This is a genomic window from Streptomyces sp. NPDC127092 (assembly GCF_042722475.1).
GTDB lineage: Bacteria > Actinomycetota > Actinomycetes > Streptomycetales > Streptomycetaceae > Streptomyces.
In genome coordinates this window covers 44,555-66,310 of record NZ_JBHXFE010000025.1, presented here as the reverse complement: position 1 = coordinate 66,310, position 21,756 = coordinate 44,555, and the positions used below count along the sequence as shown (strand labels likewise).

18 protein-coding genes and 1 pseudogene are annotated in these 21,756 nt (G+C 73.9%); 17 read left to right on the top strand and 2 right to left on the bottom strand.

Annotated elements, in window-relative coordinates:
* Window positions 1–291: 291 nt before the first annotated feature.
* Window positions 292–927: a TetR/AcrR family transcriptional regulator gene (locus tag ACFWJO_RS21470; protein WP_386867349.1), complete on the bottom strand. Its 636-nt coding sequence runs from the start codon at window positions 925–927 to the stop codon at window positions 292–294.
* Between the two features lie 135 nt (window positions 928–1,062).
* On the opposite strand from ACFWJO_RS21470, the gene ACFWJO_RS21465 reads away from it, so the two are divergent.
* The 17 genes and pseudogenes from ACFWJO_RS21465 (at window position 1,063) to ACFWJO_RS21385 (ending at window position 18,961) form a co-directional block, all read left to right on the top strand.
* The gene (locus tag ACFWJO_RS21465) at window positions 1,063–2,208 is read left to right on the top strand and encodes a VOC family protein (protein WP_386867348.1); all 1,146 of its coding nucleotides are present in this window, start codon (window positions 1,063–1,065) and stop codon (window positions 2,206–2,208) included.
* Between the two features lie 37 nt (window positions 2,209–2,245).
* Complete coding sequence (locus tag ACFWJO_RS21460) at window positions 2,246–3,223, top strand: fumarylacetoacetate hydrolase family protein (RefSeq protein WP_386867346.1); 978 nt, start codon at window positions 2,246–2,248, stop codon at window positions 3,221–3,223.
* A 9-nt stretch (window positions 3,224–3,232) separates the two neighbouring features.
* A complete protein-coding gene (locus ACFWJO_RS21455) occupies window positions 3,233–4,810 on the top strand; it encodes a bifunctional 3-(3-hydroxy-phenyl)propionate/3-hydroxycinnamic acid hydroxylase (protein WP_386867344.1) in 1,578 nt (525 codons plus the stop codon).
* Window positions 4,807–5,016 (top strand): annotated as a pseudogene (locus ACFWJO_RS21450) (acetyl-coenzyme A synthetase N-terminal domain-containing protein); the annotation flags it as partial. The gene ACFWJO_RS21455 and the pseudogene ACFWJO_RS21450, both read left to right, overlap by 4 nt.
* A gap of 115 nt (window positions 5,017–5,131) precedes the next feature.
* Window positions 5,132–5,569: a hypothetical protein gene (locus ACFWJO_RS21445; protein ID WP_386867342.1), complete on the top strand. Its 438-nt coding sequence runs from the start codon at window positions 5,132–5,134 to the stop codon at window positions 5,567–5,569.
* Between the two features lie 160 nt (window positions 5,570–5,729).
* Window positions 5,730–6,392, top strand: coding sequence for a hydrolase (locus tag ACFWJO_RS21440; RefSeq protein ID WP_386867340.1), 663 nt, complete (start codon window positions 5,730–5,732; stop codon window positions 6,390–6,392).
* Window positions 6,393–6,397: 5 nt separating this feature from the next.
* Window positions 6,398–6,919, top strand: coding sequence for a DoxX family protein (locus ACFWJO_RS21435; protein WP_386867338.1), 522 nt, complete (start codon window positions 6,398–6,400; stop codon window positions 6,917–6,919).
* Window positions 6,920–7,004: 85 nt separating this feature from the next.
* The gene (locus ACFWJO_RS21430; RefSeq protein ID WP_386867336.1) at window positions 7,005–7,589 is read left to right on the top strand and encodes a Dps family protein; all 585 of its coding nucleotides are present in this window, start codon (window positions 7,005–7,007) and stop codon (window positions 7,587–7,589) included.
* Entirely contained in the window at window positions 7,589–9,028 is a 1,440-nt protein-coding gene (locus ACFWJO_RS21425) for a dihydrolipoyl dehydrogenase family protein (protein ID WP_386867335.1), read from the top strand. The genes ACFWJO_RS21430 and ACFWJO_RS21425 overlap by 1 nt, the downstream gene beginning before the upstream one ends.
* 287 nt (window positions 9,029–9,315) lie before the next feature.
* Complete coding sequence (locus ACFWJO_RS21420) at window positions 9,316–10,155, top strand: alpha/beta fold hydrolase (RefSeq protein ID WP_386867334.1); 840 nt, start codon at window positions 9,316–9,318, stop codon at window positions 10,153–10,155.
* A gap of 83 nt (window positions 10,156–10,238) precedes the next feature.
* Complete coding sequence (locus ACFWJO_RS21415) at window positions 10,239–11,192, top strand: alpha/beta hydrolase (RefSeq protein WP_386867332.1); 954 nt, start codon at window positions 10,239–10,241, stop codon at window positions 11,190–11,192.
* Window positions 11,189–13,075, top strand: coding sequence for an amidohydrolase (locus tag ACFWJO_RS21410; RefSeq protein ID WP_386867331.1), 1,887 nt, complete (start codon window positions 11,189–11,191; stop codon window positions 13,073–13,075). Before ACFWJO_RS21415 ends, ACFWJO_RS21410 begins: the two co-directional genes overlap by 4 nt.
* A 14-nt stretch (window positions 13,076–13,089) precedes the next feature.
* Window positions 13,090–13,818, top strand: a complete 729-nt coding sequence (locus ACFWJO_RS21405; RefSeq protein ID WP_386867329.1) for a GPR1/FUN34/YaaH family transporter — start codon at window positions 13,090–13,092, stop codon at window positions 13,816–13,818.
* 44 nt (window positions 13,819–13,862) lie between these two features.
* Entirely contained in the window at window positions 13,863–14,189 is a 327-nt protein-coding gene (locus tag ACFWJO_RS21400; protein ID WP_386867327.1) for a GNAT family N-acetyltransferase, read from the top strand.
* Between the two features lie 47 nt (window positions 14,190–14,236).
* Window positions 14,237–14,962 carry an alpha/beta fold hydrolase gene (locus ACFWJO_RS21395; protein WP_386867325.1) on the top strand — a complete coding sequence of 242 codons (726 nt, stop codon included), beginning with the start codon at window positions 14,237–14,239 and terminating at the stop codon, window positions 14,960–14,962.
* A gap of 178 nt (window positions 14,963–15,140) precedes the next feature.
* Complete coding sequence (locus ACFWJO_RS21390) at window positions 15,141–15,977, top strand: alpha/beta fold hydrolase (protein ID WP_386867323.1); 837 nt, start codon at window positions 15,141–15,143, stop codon at window positions 15,975–15,977.
* A 134-nt stretch (window positions 15,978–16,111) separates the two neighbouring features.
* Window positions 16,112–18,961: an AAA family ATPase gene (locus ACFWJO_RS21385; protein ID WP_386867424.1), complete on the top strand. Its 2,850-nt coding sequence runs from the start codon at window positions 16,112–16,114 to the stop codon at window positions 18,959–18,961.
* On the opposite strand, the gene ACFWJO_RS21380 is transcribed toward ACFWJO_RS21385, so the two are convergent.
* Complete coding sequence (locus ACFWJO_RS21380; RefSeq protein WP_386867321.1) at window positions 18,888–21,650, bottom strand: AAA family ATPase; 2,763 nt, start codon at window positions 21,648–21,650, stop codon at window positions 18,888–18,890. The two genes, ACFWJO_RS21385 and ACFWJO_RS21380, sit on opposite strands and share 74 nt — an antisense overlap.
* Window positions 21,651–21,756: the final 106 nt, after the last annotated feature.

The following is a 21,756-nucleotide window of genomic DNA, read 5'->3' as shown; positions in this document are numbered from 1 at the left end:
TGCTGACAAGGGCCGCTGACCTGCCGCTTCTCCGAGTGTGCGTGATGGGCGTTACGTGCGTCAGGCGCGATATCTTGACGCATAACTGACGCACGTGACGCACGTGTGACGCACGGGCGGGGTGGTTTCTGATGGGCCGTCATGCGTGCTTGGCGACGCGGGAGGGCCACTTCTCCAACTCCGGACCGCTGTGGCTCTTGACGATCCGCGGGACGGCATCGGCGCCGCCTTCGCCGGCCGTTCGGTCGCCTTTCGGCGGGGTTCGTCCTCCGCCGGGTAGGAGTGGTCGTCTCAGGCGGGGTCGGGGAGGGGGCGCCGGGCTACCTCGTGGGCGTCGTCCGGTGGTACGCCCAGCATGCGCAGGACCATCTCGGCCAGGTTCGCCGCGGCCTCGTCACCGTCCAGGTCGGGGCGCGCGAACCTCAGCTCCACCAGGGACAGCAGGGTGCCGCCCAGTGCGGACAGCGCCACGGCCGGGTCGGCCACGGTGAAGCGGCCGGAGGCCGTGCCGACCTCGATGTCACGCAGCGCCCGCCGGGCCAGGCCGTTGTCCGAGTGGATGTGGCCGAGGCCCCGACGGCGCAGGACCTGCATCAGTTCCGGGTGGGAGTCGGCCATGCGTGCGCTGAGGCGGAAGCCCGCCGCGACGAGCTCCGCAGGGTCGTCGATTTCCACCAGGCGCTGGTCGAAGTTCCGGCCGTACTCCTCCAGGGCGTCCACCACCGCCGCCTCGAACAGCTCGGCCTTCGACTCGAAGTGGTTGTAGAAGGAGCCGAAGCCCACGTCGGCGCGCTCGGCGATCGCCTGGATGCTGACGCCGGTGTCCCCGCTGTCGGCGAGTATCTGCCGGGCGGCGCGAATGAGCGCGCCACGGGTCTCGGCGCGACGTCGCTCGAATCGGTTGCCGGGCGGGGCTGACGTGGGCATGCGCCAAGTCTAACCGCGCAGGCGATGACGACTGCAGTTCTGATGAATCCATCATTTCTCGCCGAGAGCGTCTTGACGACGGAACTGTCAAAGTTGATGATTTCCTCAGTACGGCAATGTCGCTCGGAGGGCACCATGTCTGAGACCCGCGTCCACGAGGCCGATGCCAGGACGGCCCACCAGGACCTGCACAGCGAACAGGGAGCCCTGGGGGGCGAGCATCCCGGCCGCTCCCGGGATCCCGTGATCAAGGTCGCGGACCTGGCCTGGCTGGAGTTCGAGAAGCCCGACCTGGGGCGGGCCGAGGTCTTCGCCCGGGACTTCGGCTTCCAGGTCGCCGCGCGCACCGAGAGTGAGCTGTGGCTGCGCGGCACGTTCGCCGGCCCGCCGTGCATGGTGATCCGGCGCGGCCGTACGTCCCGCTTCATCGGCCCGGCGTTCCGTGCGGCGGAGCGTCCCGATCTGGACCGGCTGGCACGGGCCACCGGGTCCGACGTGTGCGAGGCGGACGTACCCGGTGGCGGAAAGGCGGTCGACCTGCTCGATCCGTCCGGCTTCCCGGTGCGGGTGGTGCACTGCGGCGAGCAACTGCCGGCCCTGCCCGAGCAGCGACCGCTGCTGCTCAACTTCGGCACGGACCACCGTCGTACCAACACCACGCAGCGCCCGCCGCGTGAGCCGTCCCGGATCCAGCGCCTGGGCCATGTCGTCCTGGAGACCCGCGTCTTCGGCCGGGCCCTGGACTGGTACCTGGACACGCTGGGGATGATCGTGTCCGACTTCCTCTTCCTGGACGGGCAGCGCGACCGCGGCCCGACCATGGCGTTCATCCGCTGCGACCTCGGCAGCCTGCCGGCCGACCACCACACGCTGGCCATGCACCTGGGACCGGGGACCGGTTATGTCCACTCCGCCTACCAGGTCACCGACCTGGACTCGATCGCCCTCGGCGGCGAATACCTCAAGGAACGCGGATACCAGCGCAGCTGGGGCATCGGCCGGCACATCCAGGGCAGCCAGCTCTTTGACTACTGGCGTGACCCCGACCGCTTCATGCTGGAGCACTTCGCCGACGGCGACCTGTTCTCCCGCGACATCGAGCCCGGGTGGGCGCCCATGTCGACGAGCGGTCTCGCCCAGTGGGGTCCACCGGCCACGCGCGACTTCCTCGGCGCGAGTCCCTCCCCGCAACGGGTCCGCGACGTCATCCAGGCCCTGCGCGGCGACAACGAGATGGACCCGGCGCGCCTGCTGGGCCTGCTCAAAGCCGCCAGGTCCTGAACCCCCGCATGCCCAACCCCCTCACGAAGGTACTGACATGAGCACCAACGTCCTGCGCACCGCCGACGGATGGTGGGTCGTCCGTCCCCAAGCTCTCGACTCCGCTCGAGCGGGGGAGGCCCCCATCCAGCGGGCCATCCCCGTCGACACCAAGGCCACCACCACCGCCGGGCTGATCGCCGACCGTGACGCCGTACGAGAGGCGGCACGCTCGACCGAGGCGGGCACGCCCGTCGCCGACCTGGTCGCCCTCTCGCCGGTCACCACCCCCTGCCGGGTGGTCGCCCAGATGGTCAACTACCGGAGCCACGCCCGTGATTCGGGCTTCACAGGCGACATCCCGCCCGCCTTCTTCCGCAAGGCGTCCGGCTCGGTCAGCGGACCCGGCGACACCGTCGTACGGCCCTCGCACGTGAAGTTCCTCGACTACGAGGTCGAACTCGGGCTCGTCATGGGCGCCACCCTGCCCATCGGCACCACGGTCGACGAGCGGGACCTGCCGTCGTACGTCGCCGGGCTCGTCGTCACCAACGACGTCAGCGCGCGCGACGTCCAGCTGACCAAGACGCAGTTCTACGAGAGCAAGTCCTACCCGACCTTCACACCGACCGGCCCGTACCTCGCCCTGCTGGAGCCGGAGGACTTCGCCCATCTCCTCGACCTCAGGCTGAAGCTGTCCGTCAACGGCGAGCTGCGCCAGGACCGCACCCTCGCCGACATGATCGTCCGCCCGGCGCAGGCCCTCACCCTGCTGGCCCGTTTCCAGACCCTCGACCCCGGCGACCTGCTGCTGACCGGCACGCCCGGCGGCACGGCCCTCAAGGCCCCGCCGAAGCCGGTCGAGAAGATCGGCGCGCTGCTGCCGCCCGCCATGAAGTGGAAGGCGTTCTTCACGTCCCAGGCGAAGAACCCGCACTACCTGCACGCGGGAGACGTGATCACAGCGACGATCGCGACCCCGGACGGCCGGATCGACCTCGGCGAGCAGCGAACCTCCGTCACGGACGCGAAGTAGGGACCTGAGGTGAGCCGCACCGAACAGCAGGTACCCGTGGTGATCATCGGCGCGGGACCGGTGGGCGTGACCGCCGCCCTCCTCCTCGCCCGGCGCGGAGTGCGCACCGTCGTCCTGGAACGCCACCGGGACGTCTACCCGCTCCCGCGCGCCGTCGCCACCGACGACGAGGTCCGCAGGATCCTCCAGGCCGCGGGCGTGGGGGAGGAGTTCGCCGCGATCGCCCGCCCGGCGAAGGGACTGCGGCTGCTTGACGCCCGGCACCGGGTGATGGCCGAGTTCCGCCGTACCGAGCACGGCCGTCACGGCTACCCGCAGACCAGCATGTTCGACCAGCCCGAGCTGGAGCGACTGCTCCGCGACGCCCTCGCCGGGAACCCGCGGTGCGAACTGCGCAGCGGCGTGGAGGTCACCGGTGTCACCCCGGACCCCGCCGGCCCCGTGCGCGTGACGTGCCGCGACGACGACGGAGAGTACGAACTGCGGGCCGAGGCGGTCCTCGGCTGCGACGGGGCGAACAGCCTCACCCGCGACGCCATCGGCGCCGTATGGGAGGACCTCCGCTTCGAGGAGAGCTGGACCGTCGTCGACGTCCGCACGAACGCCGACGTCCGCTGCTGGGAAGGCGTCGACCAGGTCTGCGACCCCCACCGTCCGGCGACCTTCATGCGCGTCGGCGAGGACCGCTACCGCTGGGAGTTCCGGCTCGACGGCGGCGACGAGCCGGTCCGCGAGCTGGTCGCGCCATGGCTGCCGCCCTCCTACGGCGGTGACTTCGAGGTCGTCCGCGAGACCCGGTACACCTTCCGGGCGCGCATCGCCGACCGGTGGCGCAGCGGACGGGTCTTCCTCCTCGGCGACGCCGCCCACCTCACCCCTCCGTTCATCGGACAGGGGCTGTGCGCGGGACTGCGGGACGCCTACAACCTCACCTGGAAGCTCGCCCGCGTCCTGGGCCAGGGCGGCGACGAGCGGCTCCTGGACACGTACGAGAGCGAACGCAAGCCGCACGCCCGCCACGTCATACGGCTCGCGGTCGCGATGGGATGGGCCATGACCGGCGGCCAGGACAGCGCCGCAGGACTGCGCCGCAGGGTCCTGGCCGCAGCCTGCCGCGTACCCGGCCTCACACGGCTGGCCGGCCGCGACCTCAGCCCGCCCCTCACGGCCGGACCCCTCGTCCGGCGCCGCGACCGCAGGGGCCTCGCGGGCACCCACTGCCCGCAACCATGGATCACCACCGGCGGACGGCGGACCCGCCTCGACGAGCTGCTCGGCGACTCCTTCACCATCCTGACCGCCACCGAACCCTGGCCCGCACTGAACGCCCTCGCCCACGCGCTCGGCGCCCGGACGATCCCTGTCACCGGCCTCGGTGACGACGGCACCCTCGCGGACTGGCTGCGCAGTGGCCGGGTGGACGCCGTACTGCTGCGCCCCGACCGCCTCGTCGCGGACGTCGTCCCGGCAGGGGGCGGCGACTTCACCGACACCGCCACCTGGGCGGCCCTCCTGCACACCACGCGCAGCACCCTCCCCCTCCGACAGACCGCCGAGAAGAGCCTGCTGAGGAGCGCCACACGATGACCGGGCCGGACCCCTTCACGACCCCTGACCCCCAGGCCGTCGTGAACAGCCGCATCATGGACTTCGCCCGCCACGCCGGGATGGACGGCACCGATTACGCCGCCCTGCACCGCTGGTCGGTCACCGACCTGGAAGGCTTCTGGCGCGCGGTGTGGGAGTACTTCGACATCGCGTCCGACACCCCGTACGAGCAGGTCCTGGCCGAGGAGCGGATGCCCGGCGCCCGGTGGTTCCCCGGCGCCACCCTCAACTACACCCATCACGCCCTGCGCAACCTCGCTGACGAGACCGTGGCGATCACCGCCCTCGACGAGACGATCGGTGATCGTCCACGGCCGCTCCGACAGCACCCTGAACCGCAACGGCGTACGCCTGGGCAGCGCCGACATCCACGACGTCGTCGAACGCCTCCCCGAGATCACCGAAGCCCTCGTCATCGGAGCGGAAGAACCCGACGGCGGCTACTGGATGCCCCTGTTCGTGGTCCTCGCCGACGGGGTGACCCTGGATGACGCCCTCCGAGAGAAAATCAAGGAAGCGATCCGTACCGGCGCCTCACCCCGCCACGTCCCCGACGAGATCATCGAGGTGCCGGGCATCCCGCACACCCGCACCGGCAAGAAACTCGAAGTCCCCGTCAAACGCCTCCTCCAGGGCGCCCCCGTCGAGCAGGTCGTCAACCCGGCAGCCGTGGACGCCCCCGACCTCATCGACCACTTCGCCCGCCTGGGCACCGAACGCCGGAGGCGGCCGGCGTGACCACACAGGCCACCCTCCCTCGGGGCGGGGGTAGTGCGCTGTCGTGCCAACTCCTGGGCACAGGGAGCAAAGTCGGGTGGGCGGCCCGCTCGTAGGTTCGGGGTGTGCCGGCCGCGGACGCGGCGGGCGCGACAACCATCGCTCCGAAGGGACACCCCTCATGTTCGACATCGCCAAGGTGCAGGCCGCCCCGAGTGCGGACCTCCTGACGCCCGACAACGCGGTCATGCTCTTCGTCGACCACCAGCCGCAGATGTTCTTCGGTACCGGCAGCGGCGATCGTGCCGCGATCATCAACAGCACCGTGGGTCTCGCCAAGGCGGCTCAGGCGTTCGACGTGCCGGCCGTCCTGACCACGGTGGCCGCCGAGTCGTTCTCCGGGCCCCTGATGCCCCAGCTCGCCGAGGTCTTCCCCAAGCACGAGGTCATCGACCGCACGACCATGAACGCCTGGGAGGACGAGGCGCTCGTCGCGGCGGTCAGGGCGACCGGGCGCAAGAAGATCATCCTCTCCGGCCTGTGGACCGAGGTCTGCCTGGTGCTGCCCGCGCTCTCGGCGCTGGAGCAGGGATACGAGGTGTACGTCGTCTCCGACGCGTCCGGCGGCGTCAGCCCGGCCGCCCACGAGCACGCGCTGCAGCGGATGATCGCCGCCGGCGCCGTGCCGGTGACCTGGGTCCAGGTGCTCCTGGAGCTCCAGCGCGACTGGGCGCGTCAGGAGACCTACCCCGCCGTGATGGAGATAGTGAAGGCCCACGCGGGCGCGTATGGCCTGGGCGTCGTATACGCGCAGAGCGTCATCGGCGAGCACGCGGCCGGCTGACCCGGGTGGACACCGGCATTCTGATCCTGCGACTGCTGGTGGGACTGCTCGTCGCCGGCCACGGTGTGCAGAAGGTCAGTACGCACCTGGGCGGCAGGGGGCTGGAAGGCGGCACCGAGGAGTTCCGTGCCGACGGCTTCCGGGGCGGGGCCCTCACCGCGCTGGCGGCGGGCGGCGGCCAGATCGGGTCGGGTCTGCTGCTCGCGGCCGGTCTGCTGACCCCGCTCGCCGCCGCCGGGGCCATCGGCGTCATGACGGTCGCGCTCACCGTGAAGTGGCACCACGGCCTCTGGGTGCAGAACGACGGGTACGAGTACCCGCTCGTCCTCATCGGCACCGCCACCGCCCTCGCCGCCACCGGACCCGGCGCCTGGTCCCTCGACGCGGCCTTCGGCCTCACCCCGTACCCCCTGTGGTGGGCGGCCCTCGCGCTCGTGGCCGGCCTCGGCAGCGGGCTCCTCACCCGGCTCGTCCTGCACCGGCCGGCGCCGGCGGCCTCGCGGACCGCCGCCCACGGCGGGCGCTGAGCGCGAGCCACGCAGACCGGGTCCGGCCGCCCCGCGCCCCCGCCCGGACGGCCGGGCCCCCCTTCTTTCCTCATCAGGAGTACCGATGGACACCACGATCGCGACATCCCCGCACGGCGGCGGCCAGCCGCTGCTGCACCAGAAGGGCGCCGAGACCCAGTCGTTCGGCACGCTCAAGCAGCTGCCGATCGGCCTCGGCCACGACACCCGCATGTACGCCTGCCAGCGGCTGAACCGTGTCCTCGCCGACACGCAGATCCTCTACTCCCTCTACAAGAAGCACCACTGGCTGATGCGTGGTGCGACCTTCTACGCGCTCCACCTGATGCTGGACAAGCACGCGGAGGCCCAACTGGCCCTCGTGGACGCGCTGGCCGAGCGGGTCCAGAGCCTCGGCGGCGTCGCGGTCGGGGACCCGCGCCATGTCGCGGAGCTGACCGTGATCCCCCGGCCGCCGGACGGCGTCGAGCCGGTGCCCGTCATGCTGTCGCGGCTCCTCGACGCCCACGAGCGGATCCTGATCGACGCCCGGGACGCCGCCGGCCGACTCTCCGGGGAGGGCGACGAGGGCAGCGCCGACCTGCTCGTCTCCGATGTCATCCGTACCGGCGAGGCGCAGGTGTGGTTCTTGGCCGAGCACCTCGTGGACACCCCGCTGGTCCGCGGCTGATGGCCGACACGTACCAGGACACGTACGACGTCGTCGTGGTCGGCGGCGGGCCGGGCGGCGAGGTCGTCGCCGACCGGCTCGTCCGGGCGGGGCTGACCGCCGTCCTCGTCGAGGCCGACGCCGTCGGCGGCGAGTGCTCCTACCGTGCCTGCGTGCCCAGCAAGGCCCTGCTGCGGCCCGGCGCCGCCCGGGCGGAGGCCCGATCGGTCGACGGCGCCCGGCAGGCGGTCACGGGGGCCGTCGACCCGGCGCGGGTGCTGGCCCGCCGCGACCGCTTCACCGGGCGCGGCGACGACACCGGCCAGGCCGACTGGCTCGGCGCCGCGGGCATCGCGCTGGTACGGGGGCACGGGCGGCTCGCCGGTGAGCGCCGGGTGGAGGTGACGAGGGCCGACGGCAGCGTCCGTACGCTGCGGGCCCGGCGCGCGGTCGTGGTCTGCACCGGCACGGAGCCCGCCCTGCCGCCGGTCGAGGGGATCGACCGGATCGGTGTGTGGACCAACCGGCAGGCCACCACGGCCGACGCCGTGCCCGAGCGGCTCGTCGTCATCGGCGGGGGAGTGGTGGCCTGCGAGATGGCCACCGCTTGGCGCTCGCTCGGCTCCTCCGTCACCCTGCTGGTCCGCGATCAGGCCCTGCTGACCGGCTGGGAACCGTGCGCGGGCGAGGAAGTCACCCGAGGGCTGGGCGATCTGGGCGTCACCGTCCGCTTCGGGGTGTCGGCCGTCCGGGTCGCCCGCGACGACGCCACCCGCACGGTGACGGTGGACACCGACGACGGCACCACCCTCGTCTGCGACGAGGTCCTCGCCGCCGTCGGACGGCGCCCGCGGACCGCGGACCTCGGCCTCGACTCCGTCGGACTGCCGGCCGGCGACTGGCTCCCGGTCGACGACACCTGCCGGGTCACCGCGGTCGAGGGCGACTGGCTCTACGCCGTCGGCGACGTCAACCGCCGTGCGCCGCTGACCCACATGGCCAAGTACCAGGCCCGCGCCTGTGCCGCGGCGATCGCCGAGCGGGCCGCGGGCCGCCCGGCCGACATCGGCGGATGGCGGGCGTGGAGCGCGGAGGCCGACCGCGTCGCCGTCCCGCAGGCCGTCTTCACGCGTCCCGAGGTCGCGAGCGTCGGTCTCACCGAACGCGCGGCACGGGCGGCGGGACTCGCGGTGCGCACGGTGGAGTACCGCGTCGACGACGTCGCCGGTGCCGCGTTCCACGCGGACGACTACCGCGGCCTCGCCAAGCTCGTCGTCGACGAGACCCGAGGGGTCGTCGTCGGCTGCACGCTCACCGGCCCGATGGCGACCGAGCTCATCCACACGGCCACCGTGGCCGTCGTGGGCGAGGTCCCCCTGGAGCGGCTGTGGCATGCCGTGCCCGCCTTCCCGACGGTGAGCGAGGTCTGGCTCCGGCTCCTGGAGGCGTACGGCCTCTGAGGCGAGACCCCGCGCCGCCCTCCTGGAGGCGTACGGCCTAGCCCTACGGCCTCCGAGGCCAGACCCCGCCCGACCGGCGCCGCACCCGCTCGGCCCGATCGGCGCACCCTCCCGCCCGACCGCCGCGCCCGCTCGGCCCGATCCGCCCGCACCTGCCGCCCGACCGCCGCCGCACCCGCTCGGTCCGGCCGACGCACTATCCCGCCCGACCGCCGCGCCCGCTCTGCCCGCGCCCTCGCACCCGGCCGGGCACACCCCAACGCTCACCTCCCGACAAGGAAACCCCCATGCATCCCACGAGGCGCACCCTCGCCCTCGGTCTCGCCCTGCCCGCGACGCTCGCCGCCCTGGTCGGCGCCGGACCCGCGAGCCGCCCCGCCCCGGCCCCCGTCCCCGCCGGCGCCGACCGGCACGGTCCCAAGCCCACGATCGTCCTGGTCCACGGAGCGTTCGCGGACGCGTCCAGCTGGCGCGGCGCGATCCGGCGGCTGCAGCACGCCGGCTACCCCGTCCTGGCCCCCGCCAACCCGCTGCGCGGTCTCGCCGAGGACACCGCCTACCTGCGCAGCGTGCTGGCCGTCGTCGACGGACCCGTCGTCCTGGTCGGGCACTCCTACGGCGGCGCCGTCATCAGCGGCGCCGCGGTGGGCGACAGCCGGGTGAAGGCCCTCGTCTACATCGCCGCGTTCACCCCCGCCAAGGGCGAGAGCGCGGCCGGACTCGCCGCCAGGTTTCCCGGCTCCACCCTCGGCGACACCGTGCGCCCGCAGGCGTACCCGCTGCCCGGCGGTGGCACCGGCACCGAGCTCGTCATCGAACGGAGCGAGTTCCACCGGCAGTTCGCCGCCGACGTCCCCACCGCCGACGCGGCCGTCATGGCCGTGACCCAGCGCCCGGTCGCCGCCGCCGCGCTGGAGGAAGGGGCCGGCGAGACGGCCTGGCGGACGATCCCGTCCTGGGCGCTGATCGCCACCGCCGACAGGAACATCCCTCCGGCCGCCCAACGGTGGATGGCCTGGCGCGCCGGTTCGCACGTCACCGAGGTGGACGCGTCGCACGCCGTGGCCGTCTCCCGCCCGGCCGTGGTCACCCACGTGATCCTCGCCGCCGCGCGGGCGACCCGCTGAGCCCTCGGACCTGCCCCTCCCGTAACTCCCCCCGATCTCCCATCTTTCTCCCGTCTCCCGAACCTCCCGAAGGAGAGCCCCTCATGAGCAGTCGTCCGGTCCTCGAACCCGCCGCCCAGGCGTTCGCCGACGCCACCGCCCAGCCGCCGTACCTCTACGAGATCCCCGTCGCCGAAGGCCGCAAGGCCGTGGACGACGTCCAGAGCGGCGAGGGCGTGCCCCTGCCCGAGGTCGACGAGGAGTGGATCACCGTTCACGGCGGCCCGACCGGCGACGTCCGCGCCCGGATCGTCCGCCCCCGCGGCGTCACCGGCCCGCTCCCCGTCATCCTCTACATCCACGGCGCCGGCTGGGTCTTCGGCAACGCCCACACCCACGACCGGCTCGTCCGCGAACTCGCCGTCGGCACCCGGGCGGCCGTGGTCTTCCCCGAGTACGACCTCTCGCCCGAGGCGCGCTATCCCGTCGCGATCGAGCAGAACTACGGCGTCGCCCAGTGGATCGCCCGCGAGGGCCACCACAAGGACCTCGACGGCACCCGGATCGCCGTCGCGGGCGACTCGGTCGGCGGCAACATGAGCGCGGCCCTCACCCTCATGGCCAAGCAGCGCGGCGACGTCACGCTCGTCCAGCAGGTCCTCTTCTACCCGGTCACGGACGCGAGCTTCGACACCGAGTCGTACCACGCCTTCGCCGAGGGCTACTTCCTGCGCCGCGACGCCATGAAGTGGTTCTGGGACCAGTACACGACCGAAGAGGCCGAGCGCGCCCAGATCACCGCCTCCCCGCTGCGCGCCTCCACCGAGCAGCTCACCGGCCTGCCGCAGGCCCTGGTCATCACGGCCGAGGCGGACGTGCTGCGCGACGAGGGCGAGGCGTACGCGGCGAAGCTCCGTGCCGCCGGCGTCCCCGTCACCGCCCTGCGCGTCCAGGGCACCATCCACGACTTCGTGATGCTGAACGCGCTGCGCGACACGTGGGCCGCGGACCTCGCCATCGGCCTCGCCACCGACGTCCTCCGCAAGGCGCTGGCATGACCGGGCCGTCGACCAGCATGCCGGTGGCGGGCCTCGTCCCCGCCCCGCGGCGGGAGCACGCACACGCCGATCTCCTCGTCCGCAACGCCAAGGTGTTCACGGGTGACCCCGACCGTCCCGAGGCCCGCTCCGTCGCCGTCCGCGACGGCCGGGTCGCGGCCCTCGGCGACGACCACGACCTCGCCCACCTCGTCGGGCCCGGCACCAGGGTGGTCGACGCGCTCGGCCGCCGGGTGATCCCCGGCCTGAACGACTCCCACCTCCACGTCATCCGCGGCGGCCTCAACTACGTCCTGGAACTGCGCTGGGACGGCGTACGCAGCCTCCGCCAGGCCCTGGCGATGCTGCGCGAGCAGGCCGGCCGCACGCCCAAGGGGCAGTGGATCCGGGTCGTCGGCGGCTGGACCGCCGAACAGTTCGCCGAGCGCCGGATGCCGACCGTCGCCGAGCTGAACGCCGCCGCCCCCGACACCCCCGTCTTCGTCCTGCACCTCTACCAGTCCGCGCTGATGAACCGGGCCGCCGTCAAGGCCGCCGGGTTCACCCGCGACACCCCCGACCCGCGCGGCGGGCAGATCGTCCGGGGCCGGGACGGCGAACCCAACGGTGTGCTGCTCGCGGCGCCGGGCGCGCTCATCCTCTACTCGACGCTGGCGAAGGCGCCGGCCCTCGACGAGGCCGACAAGAGGACGTCGACGCGCCACTTCCTGCGCGAGCTGAACCGCTTCGGGCTGACGTCCGCCGTCGACGCCGCCGGCGGGTTCCAGAACTTCCCCGACAACTACGCCACGGTCGTCGACCTCGCCAGGTCGGGGGAGCTGACGCTCCGGATCGCCTACCACCTCTTCCCGCAGACGGCCGGGCAGGAGCTCGCCGACCTCAGGCGCTGGACCGAGATGGTCAAGCCCGGGGACGGGGACGAGTGGCTCCGGCTGAACGGCGCGGGCGAGAACCTGACCTGGTCCGCCGCCGACTTCGAGAACTTCTCCGAGCCCCGGCCCGAGCTCGCCGCGGGCTACGAGACCGAGTTCGAGCAGGCCGTACGGCTCCTCCTGGAGCACGGCTGGGGATTCAGGCTCCACGCGACCTACGACGAGACGATCCGACGCGACCTGGCCGTCTTCGAGAAGCTCGCCGCGGAGGGGCTCTTCCCCGGCGGCAACCGCTGGCTCTTCGACCACGCGGAGACGGTCTCGGCCGCCAGCCTCGACCGGATCGCCGCCCTCGGCGGCGCCGTCTCGGTCCAGAACCGGATGTCCTTCCAGGGCGCCGCGTTCCTCGACCGCTACGGCGCCGAGGCCGCCGCCCACACCCCGCCGGTCCGGGCCATGCTCGACCGCGGCCTGCCCGTCGCCGCCGGAACCGACGCCACCCGCGTCTCCTCGTACAACCCGTGGGTCGCGCTCCACTGGCTGGTCACCGGGCGCACCGTCGGCGGCACCGCGCTCTACCCGGCCGGGAACCTGATCGACCGGGAGACCGCCCTCGGCCTCTATACCCGGGGCGGAGCGCGGCTCACCGGCGAGGAGGACGTCAAGGGAACCCTGCGGGAGGGCTGCTACGGCGACCTCGCGATCCTCTCCGACGACTTCCTCACCGTGCCCGAGGACGTCATTCCCGACATCGAGTCCGTCCTGACCGTCGTCGGCGGCCGGATCGTCTACGCGACCGGGGAGTACGAGGGCCTCGACGAGGCCGTCCCGCCGGTGAGTCCCGAGTGGAGCCCCGTGGCCCGCTTCGGCGGCTACCAGAGCGGTGCCCGTCAGGCCTCGCTGGTGGCCGAGGCCGTCGCCGAGTCCGAGCAGCACCGCCGGTGGCGCGTCGCGCGCGGCTCCGTTCCCGACGCCCAGCCGTCGTTCGTCGACCCCTGCTTCGATCACTGAAAGAGAGACATCCGATGACTGCCGCCTCCCCGGCCGCCGACGGCGGCGAACAGGACCCGGCCGCGCCACCGGGACGCCGCTTCGAGCCGGACCTCCGGTCGATGACCCGGATCAACCTGCGCCCCATCGCCTCGCCCATGCCGCTCGGCTTCTTCACGATCGCCCTCGCGTCCGTGATGACGGGATGCCTCCAGCTCGGGATCCTCGGGGAGGAGGCCCGTGCCGCCGTCGCGTTCACGGTGCTGCCGGCCTTCGTCCTCCAACTCCTGGTCAGCTACCTGGCCTTCGGTGCCCGTGACGTGATCGCGGCGACCCTGATGGCGGTCTTCGCCGGCAGCTGGCTGCCCTACGCGCTCATCATGCTCAGCGGCGCGGCCGACGGCCCGAAGGTCCTCGGCGTCTTCAACCTGGCGCTCCTCTGCTTCGGCGCGCTGATGACCGCCGTGACCGGGCCCAAGCGGGCGCTGTGGCTCGTCCTCGCGGTCTCCCTGCCCCGCTGGGCGGCCACCGGCCTCGCGGGCGTCACCGGGGCCGACTGGCTGACGCGCACGTCCGGGGCGCTCGGCCTCGTGGTGGCGCTCGTCGCGATGTACACGGCGTTCGCCCTGATGCTCGAGGACATGCGCAGCGAGCAGGTCCTGCCCATCGGCCGCAGCGGCCCCGCCCACCTCGCCGTGGAGGGCGACCTCGGCGTCCAGCTCCGCAACCTGGAACGCCAGGCGGGCGTGCGCCGCACGCTCTGACCCCGGCCCCGGCCCCGTACCACCGCGACCCGACAGGAACGCCCATGGAACCCCAGGTCATCGACCGGCCCGAGAAGTCCCGCTACGAGATCGTCGTCGACGCCGATGCCGGCGACGGCGCCACCGAGACCGCCGGCTTCGCCGAGTACCACCTCTCGGAGGGCGAGATCGCCTTCATCCACACCGAGACCGCCCCCCGCTTCGGCGGCCGGGGCCTGGGCGGGCTGCTCGCCCGCGGCGCCCTCGACGACGCCCGGGACCGCGGCCTGCGCGTCCTGCCGTACTGCCCCTTCATCCGCGGCTGGATCGGCAGGCACCCCGAGTACGCCGACCTGGTGCCCGAGGGGCGCCGCGCCCGCTTCGGCCTGTGAACCGACCCCTGACCACCTTCCGCACCCACTCACCGAGGAGTTCACCCATGCCCCGACACGCCCGCCCCACCGTCGTCCTGGTCCACGGCGCCTTCGCCGACGCCTCCAGCTTCGCCCGCGTCATCCCCGAACTGACCGCCGCCGGCCTGGACGTGGTGGCTCCGGCCGTGCCCAACCGCGGCCTCGTCGACGACGCCGCGTACATCGCCTCCGTGGTCCGTGCCGTCGAAGGCCCCGTGATCCTCGTGGGGCACTCCTACGGCGGCGCCGTCATCACCCTCGCCGGTGCGGAGGACAACGTCCGCGCGCTGGTCTACCTGGCCGGATACGCGCTGGAGGAGGGCGAGAGCCTGGGCGAGCTGCAGGGCCGCTTCCCCGACTCCGGTCTCGCCGACGCCCTCGTCTACACGCCGTTCCCGGTGCCCGGCTCCACCGAGACAGGCACCGACGTCTCGGTGGCCGCCGACCGCTTCCCCGCCCTGTTCGCCGCGGACGTCGAACCCGGGCTCGCCGCGGTGCTCGCCGTCTCCCAGCGGCCCCTCGCCGCACGGGCCTTCACGGAGACGGCGCCGGTCGCGGCGTGGAAGAGCAAGCCCTCGTGGGGTCTGGTCGCCTCCGCCGACCGGACCATCAACCCCGATGTGGAGCGCTACGGCTACGAGCGGGCCGGCATGACCACCGTCGAGGTGGACTCGTCGCACCTGGTCATGCTCGCCCAGCCCAAGGCCGTGGCCGAGCTGATCCAGGAGGCGGTCCGGTCCACCGCCTCCTGACACACAGCCAGGGCGTCCGGCGCGTCGCGGTGCCGACCACCGCTCGTGAGGACGCTGCACTCCTGGGCAAGACGTCGTGCGCGGCACGACAACCGGCGGTCCGTCCCCGACCGTAGCGTCGGGGCGTTCCGTACCGCACCAAGTCACGGACCATCCACTGCGAAACGAGGAAACACCCATGCCGTACATCACCGTGGGCCAGGAGAACACCACCCCCATCGACCTCTACTACGAGGACCACGGCGCCGGACAGCCGGTCGTCCTCATCCACGGCTTCCCGCTCGACGGCCACTCCTGGGAGCGCCAGAGCGCCGCGCTGCTCGACGCCGGATACCGCGTGATCACGTACGACCGCCGCGGCTTCGGGCAGTCCTCCCAGCCGACGACCGGCTACGACTACGACACCTTCGCGGCCGACCTGAACACCGTGATGGAGACCCTCGACCTGAACGACGCCGTCCTCGTCGGCTTCTCCATGGGCACCGGTGAGGTCGCCCGCTACGTCTCCGCGTACGGCTCCGCCCGCGTCGCCAAGGTCGCCTTCCTGGCCTCCCTGGAGCCCTGCCTGCTCAAGACCGACGACAACCCCGACGGCGTCGCCCCGAAGGAGTTCTTCGACGGGGTCGTCGCCGCCGTCAAGGCCGACCGCTACGCCTACTACACCGCCTTCTTCGGCGACTTCTACAACCTCGACGAGAACCTCGGTACCCGGATCAGCGAGGAAGCGGTCCGCAACAGCTGGAACACCGCGGCCGGCGGCGGCTCCTTCGCCGCCTCCGCCGCGCCGTCGACCTGGTACACCGACTTCCGCGCGGACATACCCGCCATCGACGTGCCCGCCCTGATCCTGCACGGCACGGCCGACCGCATCCTGCCCGCCGAGGGCACCGCGCGCCCCTTCCACAAGGCGCTCCCCTCCGCGGACTACGTCGAGATCGAGGGAGCCCCGCACGGCCTGCTGTGGACCCACGCCGAGGAGGTCAACACCGCCCTCCTCGCCTTCCTGGCGAAGTGACGCCCTGGCCCCGGGCCGCGTGATTCCCGCTCTTTTCTCCCCGTCTGGTCTACTGGTCAGGCGGCCGGAGGACAGGGCGGGGGCCGCGACGATCGGCGCGGAGGGCGGGGAACGGGATCATGAGTGCCGTGAGCATGCCCGACGACGGCAGGGCCGTACCGGTCCTGACCGGGCGGGACGCGCACCTCGCGGTCATCGACTCGGCGCTGGCGGACATCCGGTCCACCGGCCGATCCCTCCTGTTGCGCGGCGACCCCGGCATGGGGAAGACCGCGCTCCTGAAGGCGGCCGATGCGGCGGCCCGGCGCGCGGGGCTGCGCGTGCTGCGGATGGCCGGCGCCGAAGCGGAGTCGCGCCTCCCGTACGCCGCGCTGCACCAGGTGCTCTGGCCGCTGCTCGACGACGTCCGGACGCTCACCGAGGACGAACGCGACGTGCTGGACGGCGCGTTGGGTCTGCGTGAGGGCACACCCCCCGCGGGACCCGCCGTGGCCGGCGCCGCGCTGACCCTGCTCGCCCAGGCCGCTGCGCGCCGCCCCGTCGTCGTGCTCCTGGACGACCTCCAGTGGGCGGATCCGTCCAGCGCCGCCGTGTTCGGACACCTCCAGGCGCGCCTGTCCCGGCTGCCCGTCGTCCTCATCGGGGCGACGCGGTACGCGGGGGCCGCCGGCCCCTACGACCCGGACGCGGGGCAGGCGCTCCCGGGACGCGTGATCGACCTGGAGCCGCTCGACGAGCGGCAGGCCGAACGGCTCCTGCGCACCCTCCAGCCATGGCTGCCCGACGAGGCGCGCCGCCGGGTGCTGCACACGGCCGGCGGCAACCCGCTCGCGCTGCATGAGCTGGCGGCACGGATCCGCGCGGCGGTCGCCGAGGATCCCGCCCACCTGGAGGAACCGTCGGCGAGCGGCATGACCGGGCCGTTCGGCGAACTCCCACTGGGAGAACGCCTCGGGCGTCTGTACGAGGACCGGCTGTGCGCGCTGCCGGGCAGCAGCCGCCGTCTGCTGCTGGCCGCGGCCCTCGGCGGCTCCTCCGCCCGGCGGACCACGGTGCTGCGGGACGCGGCGGACCGCGTGGAGGGCGCCGGCTGGCCGGAGTTCCGGCGCCACGTCGAGGCCGCGGGGCTGGCGTACGCCGATCCGGACTCCGACCGCCTGGTGTTCCGCCATCCGCTGGTGCGGGCCGGTCTCGTCCACCTCGCCCCGCCCGCCGAACGCCGGGCGGCACACCGGCTGCTCGCCGACGTCCTGCCCGCCACGAGTCCCCGGCGGATCCTGCACCTGGCGGCCGCCGCCGTCGGCACCGACGGCGAACTCGCCGCGCTGCTGCACGAGGAAGCGGACCGGATGGCCGCCGGGGGCGCGCAGACGGAAGCGGCCCGCACCATGGCGCGGGCGGCCGGCCTCAGCCCGGACACGGCGAGCCGCGTGGCGCGCTTCCTCGCCGCCGCCGCCCTCGCCGCACGGAGCGGACAGCTGCGTCTGGCGGTGCAACTCGCCGCCGAGGCCGAGGCCGAGGCCCGCCCGGGAAGGCCCGAACCCGCCGCCGCGCACTCCTTCGCCCTCGCCTACACCCGGCTCCAGCTCGACGGTGACCCGGCGCGGGCGATCGAACTGCTCCCCGGAGCCCTGGACGAGACGGCCGCACCGGAGGCCGGGTCGCCGTCCGCGGCCCTGCACGACGCGGTGTTCTTCCTGCTCGTCGTCGTCGCCGTGTTCACCGGGGACGAGCGGGCGTGGGACGCCGTCGAGCACCGCGCCGCGGACGGGTCCGAGCCGGCGGTGCTGTGCCGGCGCGCCTGGGCAGGGCCGTACGACACCGTCCACGACGTGCGGGACCGGCTGCGTGCGGAGATCGCCGCGCTGCCGCGGGACCGGGAGACCCCCGCCGCCTGGCTGCTGATGTGGACGGCCGCCGCCCTGGACGCGGTCGGCGAGCACGACGAGCTGTGGAGCCGCTTCGCGCGGCCCCGCGCGTACGCGACGCAGGCGTTCCTCGACGTCGTCCGGGCCCACGACGACTTCCTGCACGGCCGCTGGGACGCGTGCCTCGCCGTCTCCCGCCAGGGGGCGGAGACCTCGGCCGCCTGCGGGCACGTGTTCAACGAGACGCTGTTCCTGATGAACGTGGCCGAGGTCCTGGCCGCCCGCGGCGACCGGGCCGGGCTCGCCGAGCTGGAGGCCGCGCTCGGGGCGTCGGCCGGCGTGCGGCGGCTGCGCGCCGTCACCGAGCGGCTGACCGCCTCGACGCTGTCGTGCGCCCTCGCCCACGGCCGGACCGAGGAGGCCTGGCAGCACGCACGGACCCTCGCCCTGCCCGGTGTCGTCCCGTCCCGCCGCCCGGGCTTCCACCTCTCGCTGGTCGACTGGGTGCAGGCCGCCGTCGACAGCGGGCGCGAGGCGCAGGCCCGGCACCATCTGCGGGCGGTCCGGGCCGCCGGAATCGCCGGCGTCTCGCCTCACCACGCCCTCCTCGTCGCCGTCGCCGAGGCGCTCGCCGCGGACGACGAGGACGCGGAGGAGCGCTACGCGGCCGTGTACGCCGCGCCCGGCGCCGACAGCCGGCCCTTTCTCCTGGCCAGGGCCCGGCTGGCGCACGGCAGACGGCTGCGGCGACACCGCCGGGACGAGGCCGCCGCCGCGCACTGCGCCAGCGCGCTCGCCGGCTTCACCCGCCTCGGGGCCACCCCCTGGGCCGAACAGGCCGCGCGGGAACACGACGCGGCGGTCGCGCGCACCGCACCGCCCGGCTCCGCGGCCGGGCCGCATCCGCTGCTCACGGCCCAGGAGTCGCGGATCGCCGCGCTGGCCGCCGACGGCCTGACCAACCGCCAGATCGGCGAGCGGCTCGGGCTGTCGCCCCGTACCGTCGGCGCGCACCTCTACCGGATCTTCCCCAAGCTGGGCATCACGACCCGTGCCGGAGTGGCGCGCGCTCTGGCAGGCCCGACAGCGCCCGGGCAAGGGCCGCCCGCGAGGTGATCCCCAGTTTGGGGAAGATCCGGTAGAGGGCCGATCCGACCGTCCGCGGCGACAGGTGCAGCACGGCGCCGACCTCCTTGTTCGTCAGTCCGGTTGCCACCAGCCGGGCGATGCGCAGCTCCTGGGCGGTGAGCGCGCCGGCCTCGGCCGCCGGGGCGTCCTCCGGCAGGCCGCCCACGGCCCGCAGTTCGGCCCGGCACTGCTCCGCCCAGGGCGCGGCCCGCAGCTCGCGGAAGGTCCGCAACGCGGCGTGCAGCACCTCGTCCGCCTCGGCCCGCCGCCCCCGGCGGCGCAGCCACGCACCGTGGGCCAGTCGCAACCGCGCCCGTTCGAAGACCCACCGGCCGGAGCCCGGCACCGCGTAGGCCGCCGCGTACGCCGCGTCCGCCTCGTCGCCGTCGGCCACCAGCGCGGCCGCCGCGGCCAGCAGGAAGGCATGGTGGGCCGAGATCTCGTCCATCCGGGCCGCCCGTGCCGCCGCGACCTGCGCGCGCGCCTCCGCACGGCGGCCGCACCGCACGGCGGCGACCACGAGATCGAAGAACGGCAGGTGGAACCAGGCCGGTTCGCCGGGCAGCTCGCCAGGCGCGATCATGCGGCGCAGCCGCACGTACGCCTCCTCGTGCCGGCCGTGCGCCAGAGCGGCCAGCGCCTCCAGGTGGTCCAGGTGGTCCGTGACGAACCGCAGCCGGGCCCGGGCCGCGATCGGCTCGATCCGCTCCCGCACCTCCCGCAGTCCCCGCTCGTCGCCGCGGCCCGCCAGGAAGTGGGCGTAGTAGTGCCGGAAGAGCAGGGCGTTGGTGTGGTAGCCGAGTTCCTCGGCGGCGTCGGCCTTCCGCAGGCAGTCCTCCGCCGCGTCCCAACGGCCGTGCTGGAACGCCGCGTAGCACTGCGCCTTCGCGACCGACCCCTGCGTCGCGTACGCGTGCTCCCCGCCGAACAGGCGCCACAGCTCCGGATCGGCACCGTCCACCGCCGCGGCCGCCCACAGCAGCAGCCAGGCGCTGCCCGTCTCCTGCCGGGCGGTCATGCGCGCCACGGTCTCCCGCAGTTCCTTCTCCGCGCCGTGCGCGGTGCGCGGCGGGTCCGCCCAGGCGCGGTGGCACAGCCGGGCGGCCGGCGAGACGTGATCGCGATGCCGCTCCAGCGTCTCCCAGCCCCGGGGGTCGCCCGTGTACGTGGACGCCAGCAGCAGCTTGAAGAACATCTGCTCCACGAGGTCCCCGCAGCCCGGCACCCCCGCCGCGCCGGGGGCGGTCAGCGCGGCCAGGGCCCGCGGCAGCAGCGAGAACGACGAGGCGAAGTCGACGTGGTGGCTCTGGTCGACGTACACGACCGCGTAGGCGAACAGCGGGGCGATGTCCTGCGGCACCGGCCCGCGCTTGAGCTCCTCCACCAGCCGCGCGGCGTACGCGAGACGCCCGCCCCGGGCCGACATCACGGCCGCCCAGGTCAGCCGGCGCGCCCGCGCCTCGGAGTCGGCGCTGAGGGCCGCCGCGCGGTCGAGCAGCAGGGCGGCTTCCGCGTCACCGCCGCGCAGCGCGATGCGCGTGCCGGCTTCCTGCAGCCGCGCGGCGAGCGGTTCGGCCGGCCCCTCGGCGGCGGCGGCCTCGTGCAGCAGCCGGCGCGGGTCGTCCTCGCGCAGCCGCCCCGCCAGCGTCCGGTGGGCCGCCCGCAGCCGGTCCGGCGAGGCGGCGGCGAGCACGGCGCTGCGCACCAGCGGATGCCGGAAGACCAGCCGCCCGGTGTGATCCAGGCCGGCCAGCCCGCCGGCCTCGATGGGCCCGAGGACCTGCTCCGCACGGTCCGAGCCGGACGCGGGCTCCCGGATGGCGCCGCCGGCCGTGTCGAGGGCGGCGAGCAGCAGCACCCTCGACGCCTCCGCGGGAAGCGTGCGCAGCCGTCGTACGTACAGCGCCTCCAGCCGCTGCCCGAGCGGCAGCCGCTCCGGCAGCGGCACGACGCCCCTGCGGTGCTCGCCCGCCAACTGGCCGGGCAGCTCGGCAAGGGCCAGCGGATTGCCCGCGGCCTCGGCCATCACCCGCCGAGCGGTGCCGGCCGCCAGCGCGGGGTGCCAGCGCCGCAGCAGCGCCCGGGACTCCTCGCCCGACAGCGCCTCGACGTCCACCGGGTGCGCGGGCCAGCCGTCGAGCGCGGGGTCGCCGGGGCGGCTCGAACACACCATGACCGTCCGCAGGCCGGTGATCCGCTGGTACAGGAAGAGGAAGACGGCGGCACTGGACGAGTCCACCCAGTGCAGGTCGTCCACCAGGAGGAGCACGGGACGCCGGCGTGCCTCGTTCGCGAGCAGGGCGAGGGCAGAGGCGCCGACCATGAATCCGCCCGAGGGCAGCCCGTCCCGCAGTCCCAGCGCCGTTTCCAGAGCGGCCCGTTGCGGCGGGGGAAGTGCGTGGGTCCGCTCCAGCAGGGGGCCGAGCACCTGGTGCAGCGCTCCGAAGGCGATACCGACCTCCGCCTCGCTTCCCCTGGCCCGCAGCACGGTGAATCCGCTGTGCTCGGCGCGCGCGGCCGTCCAGTCCAGCAGCGCGGTCTTCCCGATGCCGGCGTCGCCGCGCAGCACCATCGCCGAGCCGCCCGCCGAGGAGCGTGCCCCCTCCAGGGACCGCTCGAGCAGCGTGCGCTCGCGCCGACGCCCGACCAGTGCCGCGTCGTCCAGGCCGTTCTCCACGGATGTCGCCTCCTCGTGCCGCCCGGCCAGCGTGCCACCGCCGCGATGCCCCCGTGCGCACGGTCCGTTCCCCTGTGCGCAGAGAGGGCCGAACGGCCTTCTGCCG